Annotated in this window: 20 protein-coding genes; 10 read left to right on the forward strand and 10 right to left on the reverse strand. The window is 41.5% G+C overall.

Annotation, left to right across the window (positions count from 1 at the left end; translation table 11 throughout):
- Positions 1-165 precede the first annotated feature (165 nt).
- Entirely contained in the window at positions 166-672 is a 507-nt protein-coding gene (locus AC5JQI_RS14220; RefSeq protein WP_493912642.1) for a hypothetical protein, read from the reverse strand.
- A gap of 289 nt (positions 673-961) precedes the next feature.
- Between AC5JQI_RS14220 and AC5JQI_RS14225 the strand changes: the two genes are divergently transcribed.
- Positions 962-1,138 carry a transposase gene (locus AC5JQI_RS14225; protein WP_493914689.1) on the forward strand — a complete coding sequence of 59 codons (177 nt, stop codon included), beginning with the start codon at positions 962-964 and terminating at the stop codon, positions 1,136-1,138.
- 192 nt (positions 1,139-1,330) lie between these two features.
- Here the strand turns inward: AC5JQI_RS14225 and AC5JQI_RS14230 are convergent, their stop codons facing one another.
- Positions 1,331-2,533 carry a retropepsin-like aspartic protease gene (locus AC5JQI_RS14230; RefSeq protein WP_493912643.1) on the reverse strand — a complete coding sequence of 401 codons (1,203 nt, stop codon included), beginning with the start codon at positions 2,531-2,533 and terminating at the stop codon, positions 1,331-1,333.
- A 535-nt stretch (positions 2,534-3,068) separates the two neighbouring features.
- On the opposite strand from AC5JQI_RS14230, the gene AC5JQI_RS14235 reads away from it, so the two are divergent.
- Positions 3,069-3,626: an Ail/Lom family outer membrane beta-barrel protein gene (locus AC5JQI_RS14235; RefSeq protein WP_493912644.1), complete on the forward strand. Its 558-nt coding sequence runs from the start codon at positions 3,069-3,071 to the stop codon at positions 3,624-3,626.
- Between the two features lie 208 nt (positions 3,627-3,834).
- On the opposite strand, the gene acnB is transcribed toward AC5JQI_RS14235, so the two are convergent.
- The gene (acnB, locus tag AC5JQI_RS14240) at positions 3,835-6,432 is read right to left on the reverse strand and encodes a bifunctional aconitate hydratase 2/2-methylisocitrate dehydratase (protein WP_493912645.1); all 2,598 of its coding nucleotides are present in this window, start codon (positions 6,430-6,432) and stop codon (positions 3,835-3,837) included.
- 1,074 nt (positions 6,433-7,506) lie between these two features.
- On the opposite strand from acnB, the gene AC5JQI_RS14245 reads away from it, so the two are divergent.
- On the forward strand, positions 7,507-8,523 hold the full coding sequence (locus AC5JQI_RS14245) for a pyridoxal-phosphate dependent enzyme (protein ID WP_493912646.1): 1,017 nt from the start codon (positions 7,507-7,509) through the stop codon (positions 8,521-8,523).
- 94 nt (positions 8,524-8,617) lie between these two features.
- Here AC5JQI_RS14245 and lpdA read toward each other — a convergent pair whose 3' ends face one another.
- The 6 genes from lpdA to ampD all read right to left on the reverse strand — a co-directional run bounded on the left by lpdA (position 8,618) and on the right by ampD (position 17,362).
- A complete protein-coding gene (gene lpdA / locus AC5JQI_RS14250; protein WP_493914690.1) occupies positions 8,618-10,045 on the reverse strand; it encodes a dihydrolipoyl dehydrogenase in 1,428 nt (475 codons plus the stop codon).
- Between the two features lie 201 nt (positions 10,046-10,246).
- The gene (aceF, locus tag AC5JQI_RS14255) at positions 10,247-11,812 is read right to left on the reverse strand and encodes a pyruvate dehydrogenase complex dihydrolipoyllysine-residue acetyltransferase (protein WP_493912647.1); all 1,566 of its coding nucleotides are present in this window, start codon (positions 11,810-11,812) and stop codon (positions 10,247-10,249) included.
- A 13-nt stretch (positions 11,813-11,825) separates the two neighbouring features.
- Positions 11,826-14,489, reverse strand: a complete 2,664-nt coding sequence (gene aceE / locus AC5JQI_RS14260) for a pyruvate dehydrogenase (acetyl-transferring), homodimeric type (RefSeq protein WP_493912648.1) — start codon at positions 14,487-14,489, stop codon at positions 11,826-11,828.
- A gap of 239 nt (positions 14,490-14,728) precedes the next feature.
- The gene (gene pdhR, locus AC5JQI_RS14265) at positions 14,729-15,493 is read right to left on the reverse strand and encodes a pyruvate dehydrogenase complex transcriptional repressor PdhR (protein WP_493912649.1); all 765 of its coding nucleotides are present in this window, start codon (positions 15,491-15,493) and stop codon (positions 14,729-14,731) included.
- A 451-nt stretch (positions 15,494-15,944) separates the two neighbouring features.
- Positions 15,945-16,814 (reverse strand): beta-lactamase regulator AmpE, encoded by an 870-nt coding sequence (gene ampE / locus AC5JQI_RS14270; protein ID WP_493912650.1) that lies wholly within the window; start codon positions 16,812-16,814, stop codon positions 15,945-15,947.
- Between the two features lie 5 nt (positions 16,815-16,819).
- Positions 16,820-17,362 carry a 1,6-anhydro-N-acetylmuramyl-L-alanine amidase AmpD gene (gene ampD / locus AC5JQI_RS14275; RefSeq protein WP_493912651.1) on the reverse strand — a complete coding sequence of 181 codons (543 nt, stop codon included), beginning with the start codon at positions 17,360-17,362 and terminating at the stop codon, positions 16,820-16,822.
- A gap of 387 nt (positions 17,363-17,749) precedes the next feature.
- On the opposite strand from ampD, the gene ppdD reads away from it, so the two are divergent.
- From ppdD to yacG, 6 genes are all read left to right on the forward strand, one after another.
- Positions 17,750-18,172, forward strand: coding sequence for a prepilin peptidase-dependent pilin (gene ppdD, locus AC5JQI_RS14280; protein ID WP_493914691.1), 423 nt, complete (start codon positions 17,750-17,752; stop codon positions 18,170-18,172).
- Positions 18,173-18,295: 123 nt separating this feature from the next.
- The gene (gene gspE / locus AC5JQI_RS14285) at positions 18,296-19,810 is read left to right on the forward strand and encodes a type II secretion system protein GspE (RefSeq protein WP_493912652.1); all 1,515 of its coding nucleotides are present in this window, start codon (positions 18,296-18,298) and stop codon (positions 19,808-19,810) included.
- The gene (gene hofC, locus AC5JQI_RS14290; RefSeq protein WP_493912653.1) at positions 19,807-21,006 is read left to right on the forward strand and encodes a protein transport protein HofC; all 1,200 of its coding nucleotides are present in this window, start codon (positions 19,807-19,809) and stop codon (positions 21,004-21,006) included. The genes gspE and hofC overlap by 4 nt, the downstream gene beginning before the upstream one ends.
- Positions 21,007-21,138: 132 nt before the next feature.
- Positions 21,139-21,762: a dephospho-CoA kinase gene (gene coaE, locus AC5JQI_RS14295; protein WP_237385645.1), complete on the forward strand. Its 624-nt coding sequence runs from the start codon at positions 21,139-21,141 to the stop codon at positions 21,760-21,762.
- Positions 21,755-22,510 carry a cell division protein ZapD gene (gene zapD / locus AC5JQI_RS14300; RefSeq protein ID WP_493912654.1) on the forward strand — a complete coding sequence of 252 codons (756 nt, stop codon included), beginning with the start codon at positions 21,755-21,757 and terminating at the stop codon, positions 22,508-22,510. The genes coaE and zapD overlap by 8 nt, the downstream gene beginning before the upstream one ends.
- Before the next feature lie 37 nt (positions 22,511-22,547).
- Positions 22,548-22,745: a DNA gyrase inhibitor YacG gene (gene yacG, locus AC5JQI_RS14305; RefSeq protein WP_323854713.1), complete on the forward strand. Its 198-nt coding sequence runs from the start codon at positions 22,548-22,550 to the stop codon at positions 22,743-22,745.
- Between the two features lie 97 nt (positions 22,746-22,842).
- On the opposite strand, the gene mutT is transcribed toward yacG, so the two are convergent.
- The gene (mutT, locus tag AC5JQI_RS14310) at positions 22,843-23,247 is read right to left on the reverse strand and encodes an 8-oxo-dGTP diphosphatase MutT (RefSeq protein ID WP_493912655.1); all 405 of its coding nucleotides are present in this window, start codon (positions 23,245-23,247) and stop codon (positions 22,843-22,845) included.
- Between the two features lie 223 nt (positions 23,248-23,470).
- On the opposite strand from mutT, the gene AC5JQI_RS14315 reads away from it, so the two are divergent.
- A complete protein-coding gene (locus tag AC5JQI_RS14315; protein WP_493912656.1) occupies positions 23,471-25,057 on the forward strand; it encodes an ATP-binding cassette domain-containing protein in 1,587 nt (528 codons plus the stop codon).
- Positions 25,058-25,060 lie beyond the last annotated feature (3 nt).

Raw genomic sequence — 25,060 nt, forward strand, 5'->3', positions numbered from 1 at the left:
AATTGGGATGATGAACAATTATTATAAAAGGATTCTTCATTGTTTTTTGTATGAACTGAGTAATATTAAATAGCATTCTCATAATTTGAGCGTATCACTATTATGAAAACCCATTTAAAAAATAATATCTATTTAATTATTTTAATTGGAAATAAATTGGTGTGATTATCTATTAAATTCGGCACAACGAAACTTTTCATCTGGTAGTAAGCGTCTGACATAAGGCGTCATCAAGTACCGCAGCCCTTGAGGAGGTCGATAATGCCCACTGGCATTTGACCAGGTCAATAAATCACCTGAACTAAATGATAAGGTTCCTGCATAATGCACGGGTTTTCTATAACCGATTGATGTATGTCCATCAACTGCATTATGCCAATGGTAATTAGAATCTCTTATACTTCTAGCGCAGCATATAGTATGAGGATCGTCGATAGAAATGATAAAGATATATTGCCCATCAGCCAGATTAGATTCTTTAGTTATATAATTTGTTAAAAAGTATTTTTCAGTTTTTTCCAGATAATAAAGTGATTCAAGTTTGGCTGGGTGCTGTAATAACCTATTTTTCTGTACTGCAATTAAATTCTCTGATCTTATCATATTAAATTTATTTGATAGAAAAATATCAAACAGTTCTTTAATTAACAATTCATCATCTTCATCACTCATAATGAACTCCTTAAATAGACTTATCGCTTCGGTGACCCTACCCATTTAATGGATATATCTAAGGATACGAACATAAGCAGCGATAAAAAATATATTGGCGAATATATCTATATATTCATATAGCAGCCTTTATGTCAATGCCTACAAGGTAATTTTAAAAAATAAATAAGGTTGAAATCCTAATAATCGTAACTACTTTATTTGACTAAGAATATGGGATTATCTTTTTAGTCTTTAGTTATTCTTAGCAAGCCGGGTAATAAACTGTCCGGCTTCTCTAGCGACACTAATCGCCGTTGATATCCTTGGATTATCTCATTCCGTCGCCATAATCCCGGCAAACGTGACAGATCGCAAAGGCATTCTTACGGCACTGGGTCCTGTTGCAGCCCAGATGATCGGCATTCAAAGTATCCTCGCGGACTCTGGCTATATGGGCCAGCCTTTTGCCAATTCCATCAAGTAATGTTTAGGTCAGATAGTGACCGTGCAAATAGCCAAGTGCCATATGAGGGAAAACATATCCCGACAGCCATCGACAATAACGGGGTGTAGGACTATCGACGCCTCGTCGGGAATGTAGTAGCGTACCATCATCTTTTCCAGTATTAAAATTCATCAGATGATAATACTATCAACGTATATTAAGGGACACAGCCTAGAGGTTAATTTCCATCTGTTGCGTGTCACGCTGAACAGTCAGTTTAAGTTTTCCCTCCGGTGTCAGCATAAGCCATTTTCTCACTTCATCAATCTGTGCCGGAGAATAGGCGACACCGTTTACCTTTAGCAAGATATCACCATTACGCAGCCCAGTATTCCGAAGAACTGCATCATTGTTATAAAACACCTCAATATGCTGATGGGCATAACGTACGCTGATGGAACGTTTCGAAGCCAGATCATGCCGCTCGATGGATTGCGTATCATAGCAAAACATCATCCGTGAGGGGATAAAGGCATAGCGTTTAAAACGCGACAGGAACTCCATGCCCACAGCGAACTGCTGATTTTGACTTTCACTGACTTTGGTTTCACCAAGTGACATGTTGTTGAAAGTTAATCCTTTCAGGATGTAAATTGGGGCGTTCATCATACCGCTTGCATCGACGCCAGGCGAATTCACGGAATCCAGTGTCACTGAACCCTTATGCTCTTTTGCAAAACGGATGAAGTCGTTGGTAACGTAACTTCCGTCCGCACCGGTATCAATGCGGAAAGGTACATGATTGTCACCATAATTAAACCAAAGCTGTGGCATTCGGTTATAACTGTCTTCATAACCTGTACATTGCTGATACGCGAGAGCGGAAGGCCCGTCTTTTAAAAGAACCAAGCGTTTCTTTTCATTATCGACCTGCCAGTTTATTTTTCTAAAAGTATCGATACCGATAATACCGCTGATATCCACACCCAGTGACTGAACAAACAGTGATAAATCCATCGATAACCAAATATCATTATCCCGAATTTCTTGTGAGCCAATGGAGAAAGGCATCGGTTTCAGAATAGTGAAATTCTGGTTTTCCAAACTCCCTGAGACGGTTTTGACATGAGAGAATTCCTGACGATAATTTGCAGGAAGCTCAGATAATAGCCAAGGCTGTGTAATCTCAGCCGCAATATTTTTATCAATAACAGTTATGCTCGCGCCAGTATCAACCAGAAAGCGCCACGTCTTATGGTTTATGGTAACCGGAACTATCAGATTATTTTCAAAATGCGTGTCCAATATCGACTCTGGTGTCGCAGGGTTTTTTACCTGAACTTTGTTAGCCAGCGTATTAGTACATCCCGCCAAACCAGTCATGCACAATAGAAGCGGTACTATTTTTCTTGCTTTTCCAAATATCAATTTCATTGAATGTTTTTTATCCCAATGTGTGTTCCAGAGTAATTACAAATCCGGATCAAAAAAGGCTCCTAAAGGAGCCTTTTTTGAGAAATCTTCTTCACACTCCAACCACTACTATGAGCAGGGGAGGGCGCTTACACAAGTAGAGTTTCCCTCTTCTTAAGAGCGGTTTATAAGTGATTCAACAAAATATGTCAATCGGTATACAGCAACAAATAACCCATATCTTGTTGCCAGAATAGTGTTTTATCCCGCTTATAAATAAGTCCCATCGTTTTTCATTTAACACAGTCAGATTTATCCCCAATCAACATAGGCAGTGCAAACAGTGCACATATATAAGGAGGAGGTCTCACGCTCTGCTTTTATTCACATTACTCATGATAGTTAACTTCATGCTCATGATGAATAAAAAACAACTAAAACATAACTTATAGTTATTATTATTTGTAAATTATTTTAGTGGGGTTATTTTTCCGTTGTGTTTTTTCGGAATTTATATATATTACGATGCGATTTATAAAATAAAGAGACACATATAATGAAAAAAGCTCTATTAGTCTCAGCAATAATTGCTGGATTATCTATTTCTTCATTTACTGCAAACGCAAATGACAAACACACCATCTCACTCGGCTACGCTCAAACCAGTACGAAGCTGAAAATTATAGCAAACAATGAAAAGCCCTCTAAAGATCCAAGAGGTCTCAATCTGAAATACCGTTATGAGATTAATGATCATTGGGGTGTTATCAGTTCGATTACGCAAACTAAGTTAAATGTTTACTACGCGCCTAACCCTGTAAATAAAAAAGGCCGTAACGCTGATGAGAGTATTACTTATAGATCATTGATGGTAGGTTCAACATACCGCTTTAATGATTATATCAGCGCCTATACCTTGCTTGGTGTCGCTAATATTAAAGATCAACAGAAAACAAATTCAAACACGATCGAAAAGAAAACAGCTCTTGCTTATGGGACTGGCTTACAATTTAACCCAATATCAAATGTAGCTGTTGATGTTGCCTACGAATATTCACATTTGAAACAGGCTAAAGCAGGAACATGGACGGTTGGCATTGGTTACCGTTTCTAATTTGTTCTACTAAATAGCTATAGATGGACACCGACTCAATTCAAGTGAGTGAGTAGACTTTTCTGACAACGTAGCCGCAAACATATATTCGGCTTCAATGAGCGATGAGTCATAATCGGCCTCAGTGTATTGTCTGAGGCCGATTTTTTTATGTCTGAGTTTTCTCGTGAGCTAAGGCATTAGCCCCCTTTTTATGCAATATACTTTTTTACACAGCGGTTTGGAAAATCACACCATCCGCTTTTTCTGTATACTGGCTCAATTGATCAAAATTGAGGTAACGATAAGTATCTGCTGCGGTTTCACCGACTTTATCCATGAATTGCAAATACTCTTCTGGAGTTGGTAAGCGTCCCAACAGTGAAGCCACAGCTGCCAACTCAGCAGAAGCCAGATAAACATTTGCACCTGTACCAAGACGGTTCGGGAAGTTACGGGTAGAAGTGGATACTACAGTTGCTCCATCTGCCACACGCGCCTGATTTCCCATACACAATGAACAACCGGGGATCTCAATACGCGCCCCACTCTTACCGAAGACGCTGTAATAGCCTTCTTCTGTTAATTGAGCTGCGTCCATCTTAGTTGGAGGTGCAACCCACAAACGGGTCGGTAATTGGCCTTTATGCTGATCCAGTAACTTGCCCGCAGCACGGAAATGACCAATGTTGGTCATACAAGAGCCGATAAACACTTCGTCAATCTTGCTGTTTGCGACTTCTGATAATAAACGTGCATCATCTGGATCGTTAGGCGCACACAAAATAGGCTGTTTAATTTCCGCCAGATCAATTTCAATCACCGCTGCGTATTCAGCATCTGCATCTGCTTCCAGCAATTGAGGATCTTCCAACCAGTTCTCCATGCCAATAATACGGCGCTCAAGCGTTCGGCGATCACCATAACCTTCTGCAATCATCCACTTCAACAGTATGATATTCGATTGCAAATACTCAATGATCGGCGCTTCATCCAACTTAATAGTACAGCCTGCCGCAGAACGTTCCGCAGAAGCATCGGCTAATTCGAATGCTTGCTCAACTTTGAGTTCAGGCAAACCTTCAATCTCAAGAATGCGGCCAGAGAAAATATTTTTCTTGCCTTTCTTCTCAACAGTCAGCAAACCTTGCTGAATCGCATAGTAAGGAATGGCATGAACCAAATCACGCAGGGTAATGCCGGGTTGCATTTTTCCTTTAAAACGCACCAATACTGATTCAGGCATATCCAGCGGCATGACACCTGTAGCGGCAGCAAATGCCACCAAACCTGAACCCGCAGGGAAAGAGATCCCAATCGGGAAACGGGTATGGGAATCACCGCCTGTACCTACCGTATCCGGCAGTAACATACGGTTCAGCCATGAGTGGATAATGCCATCTCCCGGACGTAGCGATACCCCGCCGCGGTTCATGATGAAATCAGGTAGTGTATGATGCGTCGTCACATCGACAGGTTTTGGATAAGCCGCTGTATGACAGAATGACTGCATAACCAAATCCGCAGAGAAGCCAAGACATGCCAAATCTTTCAACTCATCACGCGTCATTGGCCCAGTGGTATCCTGAGAACCCACTGAAGTCATCTTAGGTTCACAATATTCTCCCGGGCGGATACCGCCAGTTCCACAGGCGCGACCTACCATTTTCTGTGCCAATGAGAAACCACGATCACTTTTCTCAACAGCTTTTGCCTGACGGAAAACATCGCTGTGTGGCAACCCTAATGATTCACGGGCTTTCCCAGTCAGACCACGACCGATAATCAATGGAATACGGCCACCAGCACGAACTTCGTCGATCAATACGTCAGTTTTCAATTCAAAATTAGAGAACAATTCATTCGTTTCATGATGACGAACTTCACCTTTATACGGGTAGATATCAATCACATCACCCATATTGAGTTTAGAAACATCTACTTCGATTGGTAACGCCCCCGCATCTTCCATGGTATTAAAGAAGATTGGCGCGATTTTTCCGCCCAGTACCACGCCAGCACCCCGTTTATTCGGCACAAACGGAATATCTTCACCCATAAACCACAACACGGAGTTAGTTGCTGATTTACGGGAAGAACCTGTACCGACAACATCACCAACATAGGCCAACGGATAGCCTTTTTTATTCAATGCTTCTATTTGCTTAATTGGGCCAACGGCACCCGCTTGATCAGGTTCGATACCTTCACGGACATTTTTGAGCATTGCCAAAGCATGTAAAGGAATATCAGGACGTGACCACGCATCAGGTGCAGGAGAGAGATCATCGGTGTTGGTTTCACCTGTGACCTTAAAAACTGTAACAGTAATTTTTTCCGCTAATTCAGGGCGTTCGAGGAACCATTGTCCATCGGCCCATGACTGAATAATCTGTTTGGCATGGACATTGCCTGCTTTTGCTTTTCCTTCTACATCATAGAAACTATCAAACATCAGCAAAGTATGAGAAAGCGCTTTAGCCGCTACCGGAGCCAATTTTTCATCATCAAGAGCATCAATTAAAGCATGGATATTATACCCACCCTGCATAGTTCCCAATAATTCAATAGATTTTTCCTGTGTGACCAAAGGAGAAGCTGCTTCTCCTTTGGTTATGGCAGCAAGAAAACCCGCTTTAACATAAGCGGCTTCATCTACACCAGGAGGAATACGATTGGTCAGTAGATCTAATAAGAAATCTTCTTCACCTTTAGGTGGGTTCTTCAGTAATTCTACCAGCGCTGCTACTTGAGCTGCGTCTAACGGTTTAGGGACGATGCCTTGAGCTGCACGCTCGGCTACGTGCTTGCGGTATTCTTCTAGCACGACTTTCTCCTCACTCTCATTGTCATTTTATATACCCGGCTGTCTGCACCCGGTAACGATTATCGAAAAACAATCTTCTAAAACAATCATCAAGGGTGCCAGGTCAGAGGATTTTGCTCACATAACATCAGAATTATGCTCAGCTTCGGGTACTTAGCATACCAAAATTTGAATACCATGTTAATTCATTCACATAAAATCAACATTGAACAGTGATAACATTCTGCATAAATGTTATTTAAAGGGGTATATCAGACAAATATGCTATTTTTTCCTGATCTGGCTCGAAAATGCTTGAGTTTTATCCCTCTTTTTATACAAATACTCAGAACTTCCAGAGACTCACTCTCTTGTCGTCTTACCACAAATCGAAATTAATTCAGTATAAACAGATGATTAGATAACTTAACCATAAAGAAATAATTACATTCGGTGAAAATGCACAAGATATTTGATATCTGCGTCGGAAAATTCAATTTATTAAAAACGATGATATTGATAACGAAACTTAGATATTAATAGTAGAAAATGATGATAGCTTCTTTTCCTAAAATATTAAGACCTAATTAGTGGCTTATCCTGCTTTGATTATTGATATAATGTGTCTTTACAACCAGCTATACATTTATCCAGCAGTAGATACCACATATAGGAAATCAAGATAGCACGAAATGTTTTGACCTATTAACGGGCAATATGAATAATGGTCATTATAACATCGCCATTTAGAAAAATAATAATAACAACAATTGATATTTTATGATCTTAAATCAACAGACTAAAAACACTTAAGAAGCGAAAAATAATAATTTAACACGTCATAATTTGACGTTAATCATTATTTTTTAGAATCACCTCCAAATTTAAGTAACGAATCATTTTTATATAGTTACGATATTATCGTACATCAATAAAAATATTGACAATAAATAAATTAGTTGGCAATAAGGAATATTTATGGAATCAGAAAGATAATAATAGAATATAGCTGAAATTATAAATCTGATAAGTCGTCATCCACTCATTCGGTAATAATTTAAATTCTATCGATTCAATATATCAAAGGAATATTAAATGAATTTTGAACTATTTAATTCACAAGATAGTATGCCAGATACAGAAAAATCCTTTACTCTGTTTCCCGAATTGAAAAAAATTTATAATACATTGGGGAATACCACTTTAATTCCTGTACCATCACCAGAAGGGAAAGCATCAATTCTTGCTAAACTCGAATTTGAAAACCCATTTGGCTCAGTGAAAGACCGGGTGGCCTTTGGTTTGTTCTGTGATGCCATCAATCAACATGATTTTTCCCAAGGAGAATTAAAGTTACTTGATGCCTCTGGTGGCAACATGGCAAAGGCACTGGCAAAACTGGGCAATATGTGTGGTATCCCTGTACATGTTGTCGTTCCTGATTCCGCACCAGAGGAACTAATTGACATATTCAAAACAGAAAACGCCACCATCACTTGTGTAGATCACAACTTTTTCCTTCTCGGTTTGATCACTCGAGCTCGACAAATTGCAGAAGAAGATAGTAGCTGGACGTTACTCGCCCAACATATCAATAGGGTGAACACGGCCATTCATGAATACCAGACCGGCACCGAAATTCGCGAGCAATTGAATGGTACTTATGCCAATGGCTGGGTTGCGGCTGTGGGAACTGGTGGCACTTTAGCTGGTGTGGCTACAGCCTTGCGTCGAGATAATCCTCAACTGAAAGTGTGGGGGACGACAACGAAAGAATTGCCTTACGGTTCACTGGCTGCTCCTAACGGTAAGAAAAAGTTTGCGGGTGCTGGTGGGTTTGGCTGGGGTTTCCGTCAACCTTTTATTAATCAACTCATGCCTGAAGAACCACATTTTAATCAAGTATCCTACAGAGAAGCCATCAGCGCCATGTATGAATTTTTCCAATTAACGGGAATGAAAATTGGCTCTTCATCGGCAGCAAACTGGAAAACCGCATGGAAACTTGCTGAAACGATGACACCTGATCAGCAAATTGTGACACTGTTTGCCGATGCCGGAAGCGATGCAGACAGAGAACTGGGTCGCGAGTGGTTTAACCATCCCAACTAACAGACTACGACCGTCAAAGTACACCAAATAAAAACGGCTTCCCGATGAGAAAGCCGTTTAAATTTTTGCTTAATCCACTGCAAGATTTAAAGAATTATTTCTTTTTCTTTGCTTTAGGGTTTGGCAAGTCAGTAATGCTACCTTCGTAAATTTCCGCAGCCATACCGATTGATTCATACAGAGTTGGGTGAGCATGGATAGTCAGAGCGATATCTTCTGCGTCACAGCCCATTTCGATAGCCAGACCGATTTCACCCAGCAACTCGCCACCGTTAGTACCAACAATAGCGCCACCGATAATGCGATTAGTCTCTTTATCGAAAATCAGCTTAGTCATACCATCTGAACAGTCGGACGCAATTGCACGACCAGATGCTGCCCATGGGAAAGTTGCGGTTTCATAGCTGATGCCTTTTTCTTTCGCTTCTTTCTCAGTCAGACCAACCCATGCCACTTCTGGTTCAGTATAAGCAATGGATGGAATCACTTTTGGATCGAAGTAATGTTTCTTGCCAGAAATAACTTCAGCAGCAACGTGACCTTCATGGACACCTTTGTGCGCCAGCATTGGCTGACCAACGATATCACCGATAGCGAAGATGTGAGGCACATTAGTACGCATTTGCTTATCAACATGGATAAAGCCACGCTCATCAACTTCAACGCCCGCTTTACCTGCATCCAGCGATTTACCGTTTGGTACACGACCGATAGCAACCAGAACTGCGTCATAACGCTGTGGTTCCGCTGGGGCTTTCTTACCTTCCATTGTTACGTAGATGCCATCTTCTTTAGCTTCTACCGCTGTCACTTTAGTTTCCAGCATCAGGTTGAATTTCTTGCTGACGCGCTTAGTGAACACTTTAACAATGTCTTTGTCTGCAGCAGGAATAACCTGATCGAACATTTCTACCACGTCGATCTGAGAACCCAGAGCATGGTAAACAGTACCCATTTCCAGACCAATAATACCACCGCCCATTACCAGCAGGCGTCCCGGAACAGTTTTCAGTTCCAGTGCATCGGTAGAATCCCATACGCGAGGATCTTCATGTGGAATGAATGGTAGCTGAATAGGGCGTGAACCCGCTGCGATAATGGCATTATCAAAATTAATCGTTGTTGCGCCGTTTTCGCCTTCTACTATCAGAGTGTTAGCACCTGTAAATTTACCAATACCGTTAACAACGTTAACTTTACGGCCCTTAGCCATGCCGCCCAAACCACCTGTCAGCTGGGAAATTACTTTTTCTTTCCAGAGACGGATCTTATCGATATCAGTTTGTGGCTCACCGAACACGATACCGTGTTGTGCCAGTGCTTTTGCTTCTTCAATGACTTTTGCAACATGAAGCAGCGCCTTGGATGGAATACAACCAACGTTAAGGCAAACACCACCCAAAGTAGAGTAACGCTCAACCAAAACGGTATCCAAACCTAAGTCTGCACAACGGAAAGCAGCAGAATACCCAGCAGGGCCTGCTCCAAGCACCACTACCTGGGCTTTAATTTCAGTACTCATCATGACCTCTTAATTGTTTGTCCGGCGGGTCAGACGAAAAAAACATATTCCACCGGGACGTACACACCGCGAGCAGTTTACAGAATTGTAAATAACCTGAAAAGCGCGTTAACGTGACAGAAATCCCAACCTGCCAGATGCAAGGCGAAAATATCTGTCACGGCAGTAATCATTAGGCCGGTATATTTACCGGCCTTTGCATTACATCACCAAACGGCGGATGTCGCTCATCAATTGATTAATATAAGTGATGAAGCGCGCACCATCTGCCCCATCAATAACTCGGTGGTCAAAGGACAGAGACATAGGCAGAATCAGACGAGGAACGAATTCCTTACCATTCCATACTGGTTTCATGGAAGAACGAGACAGACCCATGATTGCCACTTCTGGCGCATTCACAATTGGTGCAAAACCGGTAGTACCAATACCACCCAGGCTGGAAATGGTGAAACAACCACCCTGCATGTCAGAAGCAGTCAGCTTACCAGCACGCGCTTTCTTGGAAACTTCAGCCAATTCTCTGGACAGTTCCATGATGCCTTTTTTGTTGACATCCTTGAATACAGGAACAACCAGACCATTAGGTGTATCAACCGCAATACCGATGTTGACATATTTTTTCAGGATCAGCTTCTGGCCATCTTCAGAAATGGAGCTGTTGAAGCGAGGCATTGCTTCCAGTGCTTTCGCGGCAGCTTTCATCACGAATACCAGCGGAGTGATCTTCACGCCCAGTTGTTTCTTCTCAGCTTCTTTGTTCTGCTGTTTACGGAACTCTTCAACTTCAGTGATATCCGCTTCATCGAACAGGTTAACGTGAGGGATCATGACCCAGTTACGGCTCAGGTTAGCACCGGAGATTTTCTGGATACGGCTCATTTCAACTTCTTCGATTTCACCGAACTTGCTGAAATCAATTTTCGGCCAAGGCAGCATACCCGGCAAGCCGCCGCCCGCAGCAGGTGCTGCTTCTGCACGTTTAACCGCATCTTTCACGTAAGCCTGAACATCTTCACGCAGGATGCGACCTTTACGACCAGTGCCTTTCACTTTAGCCAGATTTACGCCAAATTCACGCGCCAGACGACGGATCACCGGAGTTGCATGAATATAAGCATCATTTTCTGCAAATTCATTTTTGCCTTCTGCTGGCTTGTTTGCTGCCGGAGCGGATGCTGTTTTAGCAGGTTCAGCCGCAGGAGCTGGAGCTGCTGCTGGCGCTGCCGTAGGCGCTGCACCTGCAACTTCGAATACCATGATCAGAGAACCAGTTTTAACTTTGTCGCCAGCAGCGATTTTGATCTCTTTCACAGTACCCGCGAACGGTGCAGGGACTTCCATAGACGCCTTGTCACCTTCAACGGTGATCAGAGACTGTTCTTCAGCGATAGTGTCACCCACTTTTACCATGATTTCGGTAACTTCAACTTCGTCACCACCGATATCAGGTACATTAACTTCTTTGCTTTCAGCTGGTGCTGCTGCTGCCGGAGCTGCTGCCTGCTGAGCAGGTGCAACTTCTGCTGCACCGTTTGCGGATTCAAAGACCATGATCAGTTTGCCAGTTTCAACTTTATCGCCAACCGCAATTTTGATCTCTTTAACCACACCCGCCTGTGGAGATGGGACTTCCATAGAAGCTTTATCACCTTCAACAGTGATCAGGGACTGTTCTGCTTCTACAGTGTCACCGACTTTCACCATGATTTCGGTAACTTCAACTTCATCTGCACCAATATCAGGTACGTTAATTTCAATAGACATTACTCTTTACCTCTTATGCCAGACGTGGGTTAGCTTTTTCTGGGTTGATGTTGTATTTCTTGATGGCTTCTTCAACCAATTTCACATCAACTTCGCCACGTTTAGCCAATTCACCCAGAGCTGCAACAACCACATAAGAAGCATCAACTTCGAAGTGGTGACGCAGATTCTCACGGCTGTCAGAACGACCGAAACCGTCAGTACCCAGTACACGATAATCGCTTGCAGGTACAAAGTTACGTACTTGTTCTGCGAACAGTTTCATGTAATCAGTAGAAGCAACAGCTGGCGCTTCATTCATGATCTGAGCAATGTAAGGAACGCGAGGTTCTTCTGATGGATGCAGCATGTTCCAACGCTCACAATCCTGACCATCACGAGCCAGTTCAGTGAAGGAAGTTACGCTGTATACGTCAGAACCGATACCGTATTCGTCAGACAGGATCTTCGCTGCTTCACGAACATGACGCAGGATAGAACCGGAGCCCAGCAATTGAATTTTACCTTTCGTGCCTTCCAAGTTTTCCAGCTTGTAGATACCTTTACGGATACCTTCTTCAGCACCCGCAGGCATTGACGGCATATGGTAGTTTTCGTTCAGGGTAGTAATGTAGTAATAGATGTTCTCTTGTTTCTCACCATACATACGCTCCAAACCATCATGCATGATGACAGCAACTTCATAAGCGAACGCTGGGTCATAAGAGACACAGTTAGGAATCGTCAGAGACTGAATGTGGCTGTGACCATCTTCATGCTGCAAACCTTCACCGTTCAGAGTCGTACGACCTGAAGTACCACCTACCAGGAAGCCACGGGCTTGCTGGTCACCTGCCGCCCAGCACAGATCACCGATACGCTGGAATCCGAACATGGAGTAGTAGATGTAGAACGGAATCATTGGTAGGTTGTTGGTGCTGTAAGAAGTTGCAGCAGCCAGCCAAGATGAAGCAGCACCCAGTTCATTGATACCTTCTTGCAGGATCTGACCTTTGGCGTCTTCTTTATAGTATGCAACCTGCTCACGGTCTTGCGGAGTATACTGTTGACCATTCGGGCTGTAGATACCGATTTGACGGAACAGACCTTCCATACCGAAAGTACGTGCTTCGTCAGCAATGATTGGAACCAGACGATCTTTGATCGACTTGTTCTTCAGCATAATGTTCAATGCACGAACAAAAGCGATAGTAGTAGAAATTTCTTTGGATTGCTCTTCCAGCAGAGAACTGAAATCTGCCAGTGCAGGGATTTCCAGTTTTTCGTCGAAGTTAACACGACGACTTGGCAGGTAACCATTCAGAGCATTACGACGCTCATGCAGATATTTAGATTCTTCAGAATCTTTGTCGAAAGTAACATATGGCAGTTTTTCGATCTGCTCATCAGCTACAGGCACATTGAAACGATCACGGAACTGGCGAACGCCTTCCATGTTCATTTTCTTAACCTGATGGGCAATGTTTTTACCTTCAGCTGTGTCACCCATACCATAACCTTTAATGGTCTGAGCCAAGATCACAGTTGGTTTACCAGTGGTATTCTGTGCTTTTTGCAGTGCAGCAAATACTTTCTTAGGATCGTGACCACCACGGTTAAGCGCCCAGATTTCCTCATCAGTCATATCTTTGACCAATGCAGCGGTTTCTGGGTAACGACCGAAGAAGTACTCACGAACATAAGCGCCATCTTTAGACTTGAATGTCTGATAGTCGCCGTCCAGAGTTTCGTTCATCAACTGAACCAGTTTACCGCTGGTATCTTTACGCAGCAGCTCATCCCAACGCTCGCCCCACAGGACTTTCAGTACCTGCCAGCCAGCACCGTCGAAGATACCTTCCAGTTCGTTAACGATTTTGCCGTTACCAGTTACCGGGCCATCCAGACGCTGTAAGTTACAGTTGATGATGAATACCAAGTTATCCAGTTTTTCACGAGTTGCGATAGTGATCGCACCCTTGGATTCTGGCTCATCCATTTCACCGTCGCCCAAGAAAGCATAAACGGTTTGTTTAGAGGTATCTTTCAGACCACGATTTCCCAAATATTTTAGGAATTTAGCCTGATAAATAGCGGAGATTGGCCCCAGACCCATAGAAACAGTTGGGAACTGCCAGAAGTCAGGCATCAGTTTTGGATGCGGGTAAGAAGACAGGCCATTACCACCAATTTCCTGACGGAAGTTGTTCATCTTCTCTTCAGTCAGACGACCTTCAAGGAATGCACGAGCGTAAACACCCGGAGAAATGTGGCCCTGGAAGTAAACCAAGTCACCACCATCATTTTCGTTACGAGCGCGGAAGAAGTGGTTAAAACAAACTTCATAAACAGTCGCGGAAGACTGAAATGAAGCCATGTGACCACCCAGTTCCAGATCTTTTTTGGATGCACGCAGAACAGTCATCACTGCGTTCCAGCGAATAGCGGAACGGATACGGCGCTCCAAATCCAGGTTGCCAGGGTAAGCAGGCTCATCCTCAACAGGAATAGTGTTGATGTAATCACGGCTTGCAGCACCTGCGGCAACGTTAACGCCACCTTTACGAGCTTCACTTAAAACCTGATCAATCAGGAACTGAGCACGCTCAACACCTTCTTCACGGATGACCGATTCGATCGCCTGTAACCAATCGCGAGTTTCGATCGGATCCACGTCATTTTTCAACATATCTGACATGGTGTATTCCTTATCTGTTATCTATTTCTAATGGTTGTTGGAGCCTATCTTCCGGTCATACCCTTTGACGAACTGCATGTTATGACCGGAAGATAGGCCCTGCTATATATTGCCGCTAAAACTCTTGGATAAAGAGTTGACGAACTGTACAAACGCAGCAGTCAGGATCTGTACAGTCAAGTTTAGAACCTACCCATTCGGGAATTTGATTTATCAACGATGCCCCAAGGGATAGGCTCTTATTCCTGATTTTGCTGGAGCCGCCTCAATGAACGCTCACGACGAGTATGCTCACGAGTCAGATCCAATAAAACTTCTTCGATAAAGGCCAAATGGCGATGGGAAGCCTCGCGGGCTTTTTCCGGTTCTCTCGCCATAATAGAGCGAAAAATTTCAGCCCTATGGTCACTAACGGCTGCCAACATCTCTTTACGGGTATAAATGAACTCAAAATTACGTCTGATATTTTGTTCTAATATCGGGATCATACAGCGTAATAAATGCAGTAATACCACGTTATGAGCAGCTTCCGTGACAACAAGCTGATATTGCAAGACAGCATCAGATTCCGCATTTACATCACCACTTTTCTGGGCTTCCTGAATAGCAAGATGGCTTTTTTCAATACGTTTAAAATCTTCATTGGTTCCCCTAAGGGCTGCGTAATAGGCCGCAATCCCTTCCAACGCATGTCGCGTTTCAAGGAGATCGAATTGAGATTCTTGATTCTCTGCAATAAGTTGAGCAAGAGGGTCACTGAAACTTTGCCACAGGTTGTTCTGCACGAAAGTTCCTCCCCCCTGACGACGGAACAGAAAGCCTTTGGCTTCCAGTTTTTGAATGGCTTCGCGTAATGAAGGGCGTGATACTTCAAACTGCTTCGCTAGCTCACGTTCAGGCAGCAGCTTCTCTCCCGGGCGTAGCGAGCCTTCGAGAATGAGCTGCTCAAGACGTTGCTCAATCACATCTGATAACTTTGGTTGGCGAATCTTGCTATAGGCCATATCTGCTGTAAGCCATTCAATGAGTAAATGTTGCTTTGGACCATGCCCTAGTTACCTGAATCTTACCTGAATCTTCTTGAACAAATTTCAGCTAAAGAAACCTCACTAACGGGGCTGTAGTCAATTGGTAATACCAATTTAGAGTACAGTGTCTTAAAGTAACAAAGTATTCACTAGCTGTCTATAAAGACCTTTAGGCAAATCATAAAAATCTGCAAATTTTAACAAATTATTTTAAATTTTATCAGAAAATTATAACCAAAAGAGATTTTAAAGTAGGATTCCAAAATCGATAATATAGAGAGTGAACCATGGCAATAACACCGGATTACCAGTAAACGCTATATCAGCTATGAATAAAAAGATAATAAAAACAGGTTTAGTATTGTTGAGTGTTCAGACCAAAAGCCAGAGAGATAGTTATCAGACCACTCTCTCTAGCTTTCTATTATTAAATTAACGCGCCATAAATCGTCAGCAATGCAACAATAATCACAATAGTAAATGTAGCTTTTTTAGCTAATGTTACGGCAGCAACTGGCGTTTCTACCGGATTGAGATGTGGTTCTTTACTTAATGCAAATTGAGCCAATTGACTGACGACTTTATATTGCGATGTCCGTAAGTCGCTCAGCGACGCAATCCAAGCTGGCAAGGCTTTCTCACCATGCCCCAACAAAGCATAAGCAACACCGGCCAAACGTGCGGGAAGCCAATCTAACCAATGTAATATGCCATCAACACCCGATTGTGCTCGCTGTACCGCTGTTGCGTTTTGCGCCAGCCATCCCTGATAGGCCCGGAGGCAACCATATCCCATCAGAATAGCTGGACCAAATTCTCCCAGCACAATCAACCAAAAAATCGGTGCCAGATAATAGCGAAAATTTATCCAGATTAAGGCATTCTGCGTTTCACGTAACCGTTCTTCCTTCGTCACATCAGAAAGTGTCGTATCGGGTAACGTTCCTTGAATCATGGTCAAACGTGCAAGATAACTAGTTTGCTGTTCAGAATCATCATTTCGCACGGCCTGAAGATACCTGCGGTAATCACGACGCAGTTCTCCAGCGCCAATACATAACAAGCTGATAATAATACTGAATAAAATTGCTGGAATGCCAAAAACAACAGAACTAGAAACTTCAATAAGTTTCCATGTCAAGAAAGCAACCAAGACACTCATGCCTAAACTGCCCCACAACGAATAAAATTTTATTCTGGCAAACAATGGAGCTAAATAACGTTCCAACTGCCAATGGTCTCCCATCTTGAAGACCCGTTCCCATGCCAGTATTAACAATAGAATAAAGAGAGTCATCCAACTCACTCCTTCAATAGTTGTTGATAATGTTCCCAATAAAAATAAGGCCCTGGATCGGTCTTTCTATCCGGTGCGATATCACTGTGTCCCGTGATATTACTACGGATATCAGAATACTGACTGATAAGCAGTTCGGTAACTTCGGTCAGCTTAATGTATTGAATTTCAGTAAACTCCTCATAATCCGTGCCTTCCAATTCAATGCCTATAGAAAAATCATTACATTTCTCACGGTCACAGTAACAGGAAACACCAGCATGCCAAGCTCTTTTATCGAAAGGAACATACTGTACAACTTCTCCATCGCGCCGGATCAAACAATGAGCAGAAACGCACAAATGTTTTATCTCATCAAAGAAAGGATCTTCATTCGGATTCAGTGTTCCCATAAATAATTGGTCGATATAGGGACCGCCAAACTTACCAGGGGGTAAACTGATATTATGGATGACCAGCAATGATGGAGTTTCACCTTCCGGACGCAAATCACAATGCGGAGAAATGACCTTTCTTGCAATATCAATCCACCCTTCATGCAGTTTCACTCTTTTACTCCCCCCTTAATTCACCATAGCCATTCCAGCCAACACAGCTGGCTCTACTGAGGAAACACCGCCTATTAAAATGTAACAGGTTAGCATGTTAGCACTTTCAAGCGTCCTATATTTCTGCGGATCTTTTATTTTCAAACAGGCTCGAAATTTTTTTTGCAAAAAATGTAACACATGATTATTTCTTCGAACCAATTCGATAAATATCATGAAGGCTATTTTATTTTTCTCCTTTTAATTCATGCTTATTCTTATCCGAATTTATTCCCAATAGATTTCAAATTGCAGCATCACGGCACAATATTATAGCAACGTAATTATTTGAAAGGTTATAGCCACATGCAATCGGATATGTCACCAAACTACAAAAAAGGAAAAAAAATGAATCAGCAAGGGTTTACATTGATTGAAGTGATGGTTGTTATGGCTATCGTGTCAATTCTCGGCGCAATTGCCATTCCCAGTTATCAAAGATATATCCAAAAAGCAGCATTAACCGATATGCTACAAGCTATTGTACCTTATAGATCCGGCATAGAGCTTTGTCGTTTTGAAACTGAGAATTATAAAGAATGTAATTCAGGCCAGGTTTCCATTCCATCCGGCCATAATAGTCGATATATCAGCGCCATCTCAGTAAAAGAAGGAGAAATAATCGTTACAGGTCAACAAAACCTCAGTGGCTTGAATGCTATTTTAAAACCAACTCAGGATATTAAAACAGGATTCACTCAATGGAAAACTATTTGTGAATCTAAGAATGAATCATTGAAAATAAAATGTCAGGAAACATTGAAATTTTAAATATCAAAGAGTTTTATATCAAATAAACAAATTCATTAACCACTTTCAAACAAAAAAACACAACCAATTAATTGAAATTTTCGACAAATAGAACTGTAATTTTAAAAATGAAGGATATTATTAATGAAAAATAAGGAAAACGTATTAATGGAAAGAGAAATAAAAGATCTGTGCCAACAGTATCAGGCTATTGTTATACAAAAAGATCACCATACTATTACCATAGCTTGTAGTAAATCACCTAACGAAGATTTCATCGCTGCATTACGTTTTGTTTCTGGCCTGATTGTGAATATAAATATTTGGCCTCAAGCAAAAATAGAATCTATGCTGACACAGGAAAAACCTCTGATATCAGAAGAAATTTATTGCTCAGAAAATGATGATATGGAGTCTTATCGTATAGAAAAATTGAACACCAACTATTCCAATCATCATACAATACAAACTAATAATATCCGAGATGAAGATATAGATGCCCCAGTTATTCAATTAATTAATCAGACGTTATTAACTGCAATACAAAAAAGAGCCTCAGATATTCATTTTGAGCCTTTTAAAAATAATTATCAAATACGCATTCGAGTGGATGGAATATTACATACAATGAAAACGCCGCCACCTCAAATGAATGCGAGTATTCCTGCCCGCTTGAAAATTATCGCAAAACTCAACATCGCTGAAAAACGTCATCCACAAGATGGGCAATTTGACTGGAACGACAATAAGAATAACTATGCGATACGTATATCTACGCTGCCGACACTACATGGAGAAAAAATAGTCCTGCGAATTCTAAATACCATACACCAATTGTCATTGGAACAACTTGGCCTGCCTGAGTCACAGTTACAACTTTTAAGGCAGAAGATCCATTTACCACAAGGCATGATTTTAGTGACAGGCCCAACCGGCAGCGGAAAAACTGTCACTCTCTATAGTTGCCTGCAATATTTAAATCAAGCTAAAAAGAATATCTGTAGTGTTGAAGATCCCGTAGAAATCCCTTTGAATGGCATTAATCAAACACCTGTAAATAACAAAATTGGGCTAGATTTTGCCAAAGTTCTCAGGGCGTTATTGCGGCAAGACCCCGATATCATCATGGTTGGTGAAATCCGTGATAATGAAACTGCCGAAATATCAATGAAAGCTGCACAAACAGGCCACTTAGTTTTATCGACACTACACACTAACTCGACTATCGATACCTTATCCCGCCTGCAAAATCTGGGAATTTCTGGCTATACCACAGCTTCATGCGTAAAATTGATTATTGCCCAACGGTTAGTTCGCAAACTTTGCCCCCACTGTCGCCAACAAGATAGCACTCCGACTATTATTCCCAACATAACTAATAAAGAAGAAAGCCCATCGGCCTTAACACTAAAAAAATGGCATGCGGTTGGCTGTGACCACTGTTTTTCTGGTTATTATGGCAGGACAGCCATTTATGAATTTCTCGAAATTAAATCAGAATTCCTGCAAACCCTGTCTGAACATTTAACTGACAATCTCTCACATTTACTCACCCAGCAGCAGGGTTCAACACTGTTTTCGTCAGGCATCACATTAGTAGAAAAAGGGATAACTACTCTTGAAGAAATTTACCAGATTACAGGCCATGAAACTGTATGAAAATAGAGTATATCTACCAATGGCAAGCCATTAATAATAAAGGAAAGATTATAGCGGGGGAGAGCATCGGTTACAGTAAAAAAAGTGTCTTCCGGTACTTAGGCCATCTCGATCTGCAACCTTATTCCATTAAATGCAAAAGGGTGATTCACTACGGTGAAAAAGAAGTTGCTTACCGACTACATTTCATTCATCAATTAAGTACGCTACTAACATCAGGCATCCCCCTTTTACGGGGGTTAGTTATCTTATTGCAAGATTGCAAATTTGCTCTCTGGCGATGTGTATTAACGGATATGATCCAGAAAATTAGTCAAGGAGAATCATTTTCAACAACATTAGCTCATTATCCGAAGCTATTCTCCCCTTTATTCTGCCAAATTATTGCAGTCGGAGAACAAACAGGCCAGCTTGAAAATTGCTGCCAATTAATCATCAATCAGTTAGAGCAACAGGATGCATTACTGAAAAAAATGCAAAAAGCTTATCGCTACCCTTTGATAGTCGCTTTTGTAACACTGTTAGTTATTATTTTGATGTTGATCTTTGTTCTGCCGGAATTTCGACAAGTTTACTCTTCGTTTAATGCTACCTTGCCTCTATTAACACGGTGGGTTTTGTCGGGATCTGATTTTTTGATCCAGTATGGCCTATTACTATTAATAATAATATTTATATTGCTAACTGGTTACCTATGGTTACGTAAGCGTTTTTCAATATTGCAAACAAAAGAAAAAATGCTCATGCTGAAGCTCCCTCTTTTTAAAAAATTGATAATTTATCAACAAATAAACCAGATATTCCATATTTTATTTATGACACAGAAAGCAGGATTAACACTAACAACAGGGCTAGAATGTGCTATCAATGCCACTCGTCATCCAATTTTTATTGCTGGAGTAAAAAGCTTACATAAACAGATCCAACAGGGAATTCCTATGAGTGATGCATTAAAAAAAGCAGCATTTTTCCCTTCGTTATGCCAGCAATTTGTCATGATAGGTGAAGAATCAGGTGAGTTAGAATTATTCTTGTTTAATATTGCAAAATGGTATCAAGAAAAATCCATCAATCTTGCTGATAGTTTAGTTCAATTACTTGAACCTCTATTGATGTTGATAATGGCATTGATTATTGGTTTATTATTGTTGGCCATGTATCTGCCTATTTTTCAATTAGGAACAATATTGGATTAACAAAATATTTACATATTTCATTATGCTTCCTCAAGGACACAAAAGCTGGGAATATATTCGTTTGTTTATAGCTCATTAGCGTTCCTTAGGTTACAATTTAATTATACTATCAGAAATATTTTAAGGGATAGGATGACTTATATTGTTGCACTCACAGGTGGAATTGGTAGCGGTAAAACGACTATCTCTAATGTATTTTCATCCCTTGGTGTTCCTCTTGTTGATGCCGATATTATTGCCAGAGAAGTAGTTGCTCCTGGTACTCCCGCATTGCTGGCAATTTCACAGCACTTTGGATCTGACATATTATTATCCGATGGCAGTCTAAACCGCGCATTGCTACGCCAAAAAATTTTTGCATCTCCGGAAGAAAAACAGTGGCTGAATGCGCTGTTGCATCCGCTGATACACTCAGAAACTCAGCGACAATTAAACCAAGTGACTGCCACCTACGTCATTTGGGTGGTTCCTCTGTTAATTGAAAATAATTTAATGCATCTGGCAGACCGTATTTTAGTTGTTGACATCTCACCAGAAACACAAATTGCTCGGACAATGGCGCGTGATGGCGTAAACCGTAAACAAGTGGAAAATATTCTGGCTGCACAAGCCAGCCGTCATGACAGACTGGATAAAGCAGATGATGTCATCTTTAATCACCATGGCGAACAAGACATTGTCTCCCGTGTGGTTGAATTACATCAACAGTATTTAAAACAAGCAAAATCAGTCAGACAGGAAAACCGTAATGAGTGATGCAACCTCTACTATTATTTTTGAACATCCACTCAATGAAAAAATGCGTTCATGGTTGAGAATTGAATCTTCACTGCAACAGTTGGAAAAACAACGCCACTTAGATTCTCTGGCAAGCAGCCTGTCGTTTTTTCGTACAATCTCAGAACTAATTGAGATCCTAGATCGTGGTGAAGTCCGTTCTGAATTATTAAAAGAGTTGGATCGCCAGCAAGTTAAGTTAAAACTGTGGCTCGGCGCTCCAAATGCAGATACTGGCATGATCCAGAATTTAGCGAAGCAGCTGAAAGAATGCAGTATTGCCTTGAATCAAGGCCCCCGACTCAGCCAGCATATCAAAGAAGATCGCATTATCAATATGGTTCGCCAAAGACTAAGCATTCCGGGGGGATGTTGTAGTTTTGATTTGCCAACATTGCACTTGTGGCTGTATTTGCCACAATCAGTCAGAGATGAATCGGTCAAAGCCTGGCTAGGCAGCCTCCTCCCATTAAAGCAAGCATTGGAAAGTATTCTGGAACTCATACGCCAATCGGCAGTATTTACGCCTAAAATCAGTCACAATGGTTTTTATCAAGACAATGCTGACGAAGCAGACCTCCTGAGGCTGAAATTGGACGTCGTACCGAATGCATTAATTTACCCACAAGTCTCCGGCTATAAGACACGTTTCGCCATCCGTTTCTTGCCCATTGATAGTGAGCGTATCGTTCCTGCCCATTTGTCTTTTGAATTAGCCTGCTGTTAACATGGCTCCGAAATCAAGCAGGGGAAAGGAAAGTAAGATGTCTGAAGTATTGACAGTCGAATGTCCAACATGTGGCAACACAGTAATATGGGGTGAAATCAGCCCACACCGCCCATTTTGCAGTAAACGTTGCCAATTAATCGACTTGGGAGAGTGGGCCAGCGAAGAAAAGAAAATACCGAGTCAAAGCGATAGTGCAGAAAATGATAGCTGGAGCGAAGAGCCAGAACGGTGATATCACTTAGATGACATCGCGAGGGCACTGATTTTATTTAGTACTATCGCGATGTCATTCTCTAAAGCAAATGATTTTAAAAAAGTAATCCCTGTTTTTAATAGGAGTCATTTTTTGTCAAAAAAGCGACAATACTACGATTTGCGGGTGGAAATTCATCAGCAATCAATTCTGACCGTAATACCCAGCGGGAAGGCTGTCCTTCTCTACCAAATGGTTCATTTTTCCATTCATCAACCAGAAAAAAGTAGAGTGTGATATTTCGGTCAGGAAAATCATGTGTAATAGTATCTACCAATTTACAATGAGTCACAGTGATCCCGACTTCTTCCTTTAATTCTCTAATCAATGCTTGCTCAGGTGTTTCTCCTTGTTCAAGTTTCCCTCCGGGAAACTCCCAAAAACCGCCCATATGTGAATCAGCACTACGCTGTGTGATAAATATTTCATCAGTGCTATTTTTAATGATGCCTGCGGCAATATGCAGATATTTTTTTTCCATAATTGTTTTTTCTTGCTATTGATTATTTAACCTAGGTGATTATATCTTGCAGACTACAATAAAATTAGCTTAAATCGCAAACTTGTCTTTCATTTAATCGTTAATCACTTTTACCTTTCACAAAAACATATCATGTAAAAACAAACAGCAAGCGGTATAAAACTCTGTCTAAAAATGGATTCAGGTTTAAGCCATTATTTCAAAGAATAAGGAAAAACCGTTTATGCAAAATGACGCTCAACAATTAATTGAAGCAAGACAAATCGCCTATCAGTTTTCTGATGAAGCAACCCCTTTATTTTCTGGTATTGATATATTTTTGAATGCAGAACAACATGCGTTAATCGGACGTAATGGTATTGGTAAATCCTGGTTGGCATCTATATTGACACGGCAGATATCTCCCACCGAAGGCAGTGTAAAACATTTTTGTAATGTAGGTTATTTATCACAAAGCCTATCATCTTTTGTTGGTAATGCTGCCGATATGCTGGGATTAACTAAAATTATGAGAGCCAATGAACGGGTTCTGGCAGGTATTGGTGATACAGATGATTTCGATGTGATGGAAGGTAATTGGGATTGGAAATTTCAGGTCGAATCCCTGCTAGCAGAAGGTGAACTCAATCCAAAAATACTAAACCAACCTTTTGATTCCCTAAGTGGTGGGGAGCAAACACGGATTAGGTTATTAACACTAAAGAGACAAGATGTAGGTTTTATGATCTTGGATGAACCAAGTAATCATCTTGATCGACAAGGGCGTCTTTGGTTAGCCCGATGGCTGGAAGCTTTCAATGGTGGTATTTTGCTGGTTACTCACAATACTCAACTGTTACAACATACCTCAATTGTATATGAACTCAGTGGATTAGGATTATCGCGTAGTATCGGTGGATGGGAAACGTGGTTGGAAAGCAAGGAGCAACTCCGGCTTGGTATTCAACGCGAAGTCGAACAAACTCAAAAAAACCGGAAACAAGCACTACAAGATAAGCAAAAAGATCATGAAAAAGTAAGTAAAAGGCTGAGTCAAGGCAAGCAACGGCGAGAAAATGCTAATCAAACTAAACTTATTCTTGACCGTGAACTAGAGCGATCAGGAGCCACTTTGGCACGGCAAGCAAAACTGCATGAAGAACGAATACAAAGGAATAACTCTCTGGCGACAGATGCCAGAACGAAATTAGAAATTATTGATCCGTTGTCCATTGCTGTGGCTACCCCACAAACTGCTACCCCACCGTTACTTTACTTACAGGATGTTATTTTACCCTTTGGCTCAAACACTCCTATTAGTCTGACAATTCATAATAATGAACGCCTTGCTGTTGTCGGCAATAATGGCAGTGGGAAATCGACCTTATTGAAAGTCATGACAGGTGTTCTGCCCCTCAAACAAGGTACTTGCCGAATAACACCGTCATATCGTCTGATGGATCAACATTTTTCGTTTCTGGATAAAAATCAATCCGCACTACATAATTTTCAATTACAGTCTCCGGGCTGGACTGAAGATCGCTACCGTACTCGACTCGCTCAATTACGTATTCGTGGAGAAGAAGCTTTAAAACCTGTCGGCTATCTGAGTGGTGGGGAGCAACTTAAAGTTGCACTGGCTTGTCTGTTTTGTGGTCCATATGCTCCTGCCCTATTGTTGTTGGATGAGCCAGACAATCATCTGGATATAGAATCACGTGAACTGCTCCAGAAAGCATTACATGACTATACCGGAGCTATGGTATTGATTTCCCATGATGAGATGTTCATTCAAAATGTGGGGAATATGCAAAAATTAGAGATGAGCTGAATC

This window comes from Xenorhabdus sp. XBWT (assembly GCF_059072735.1).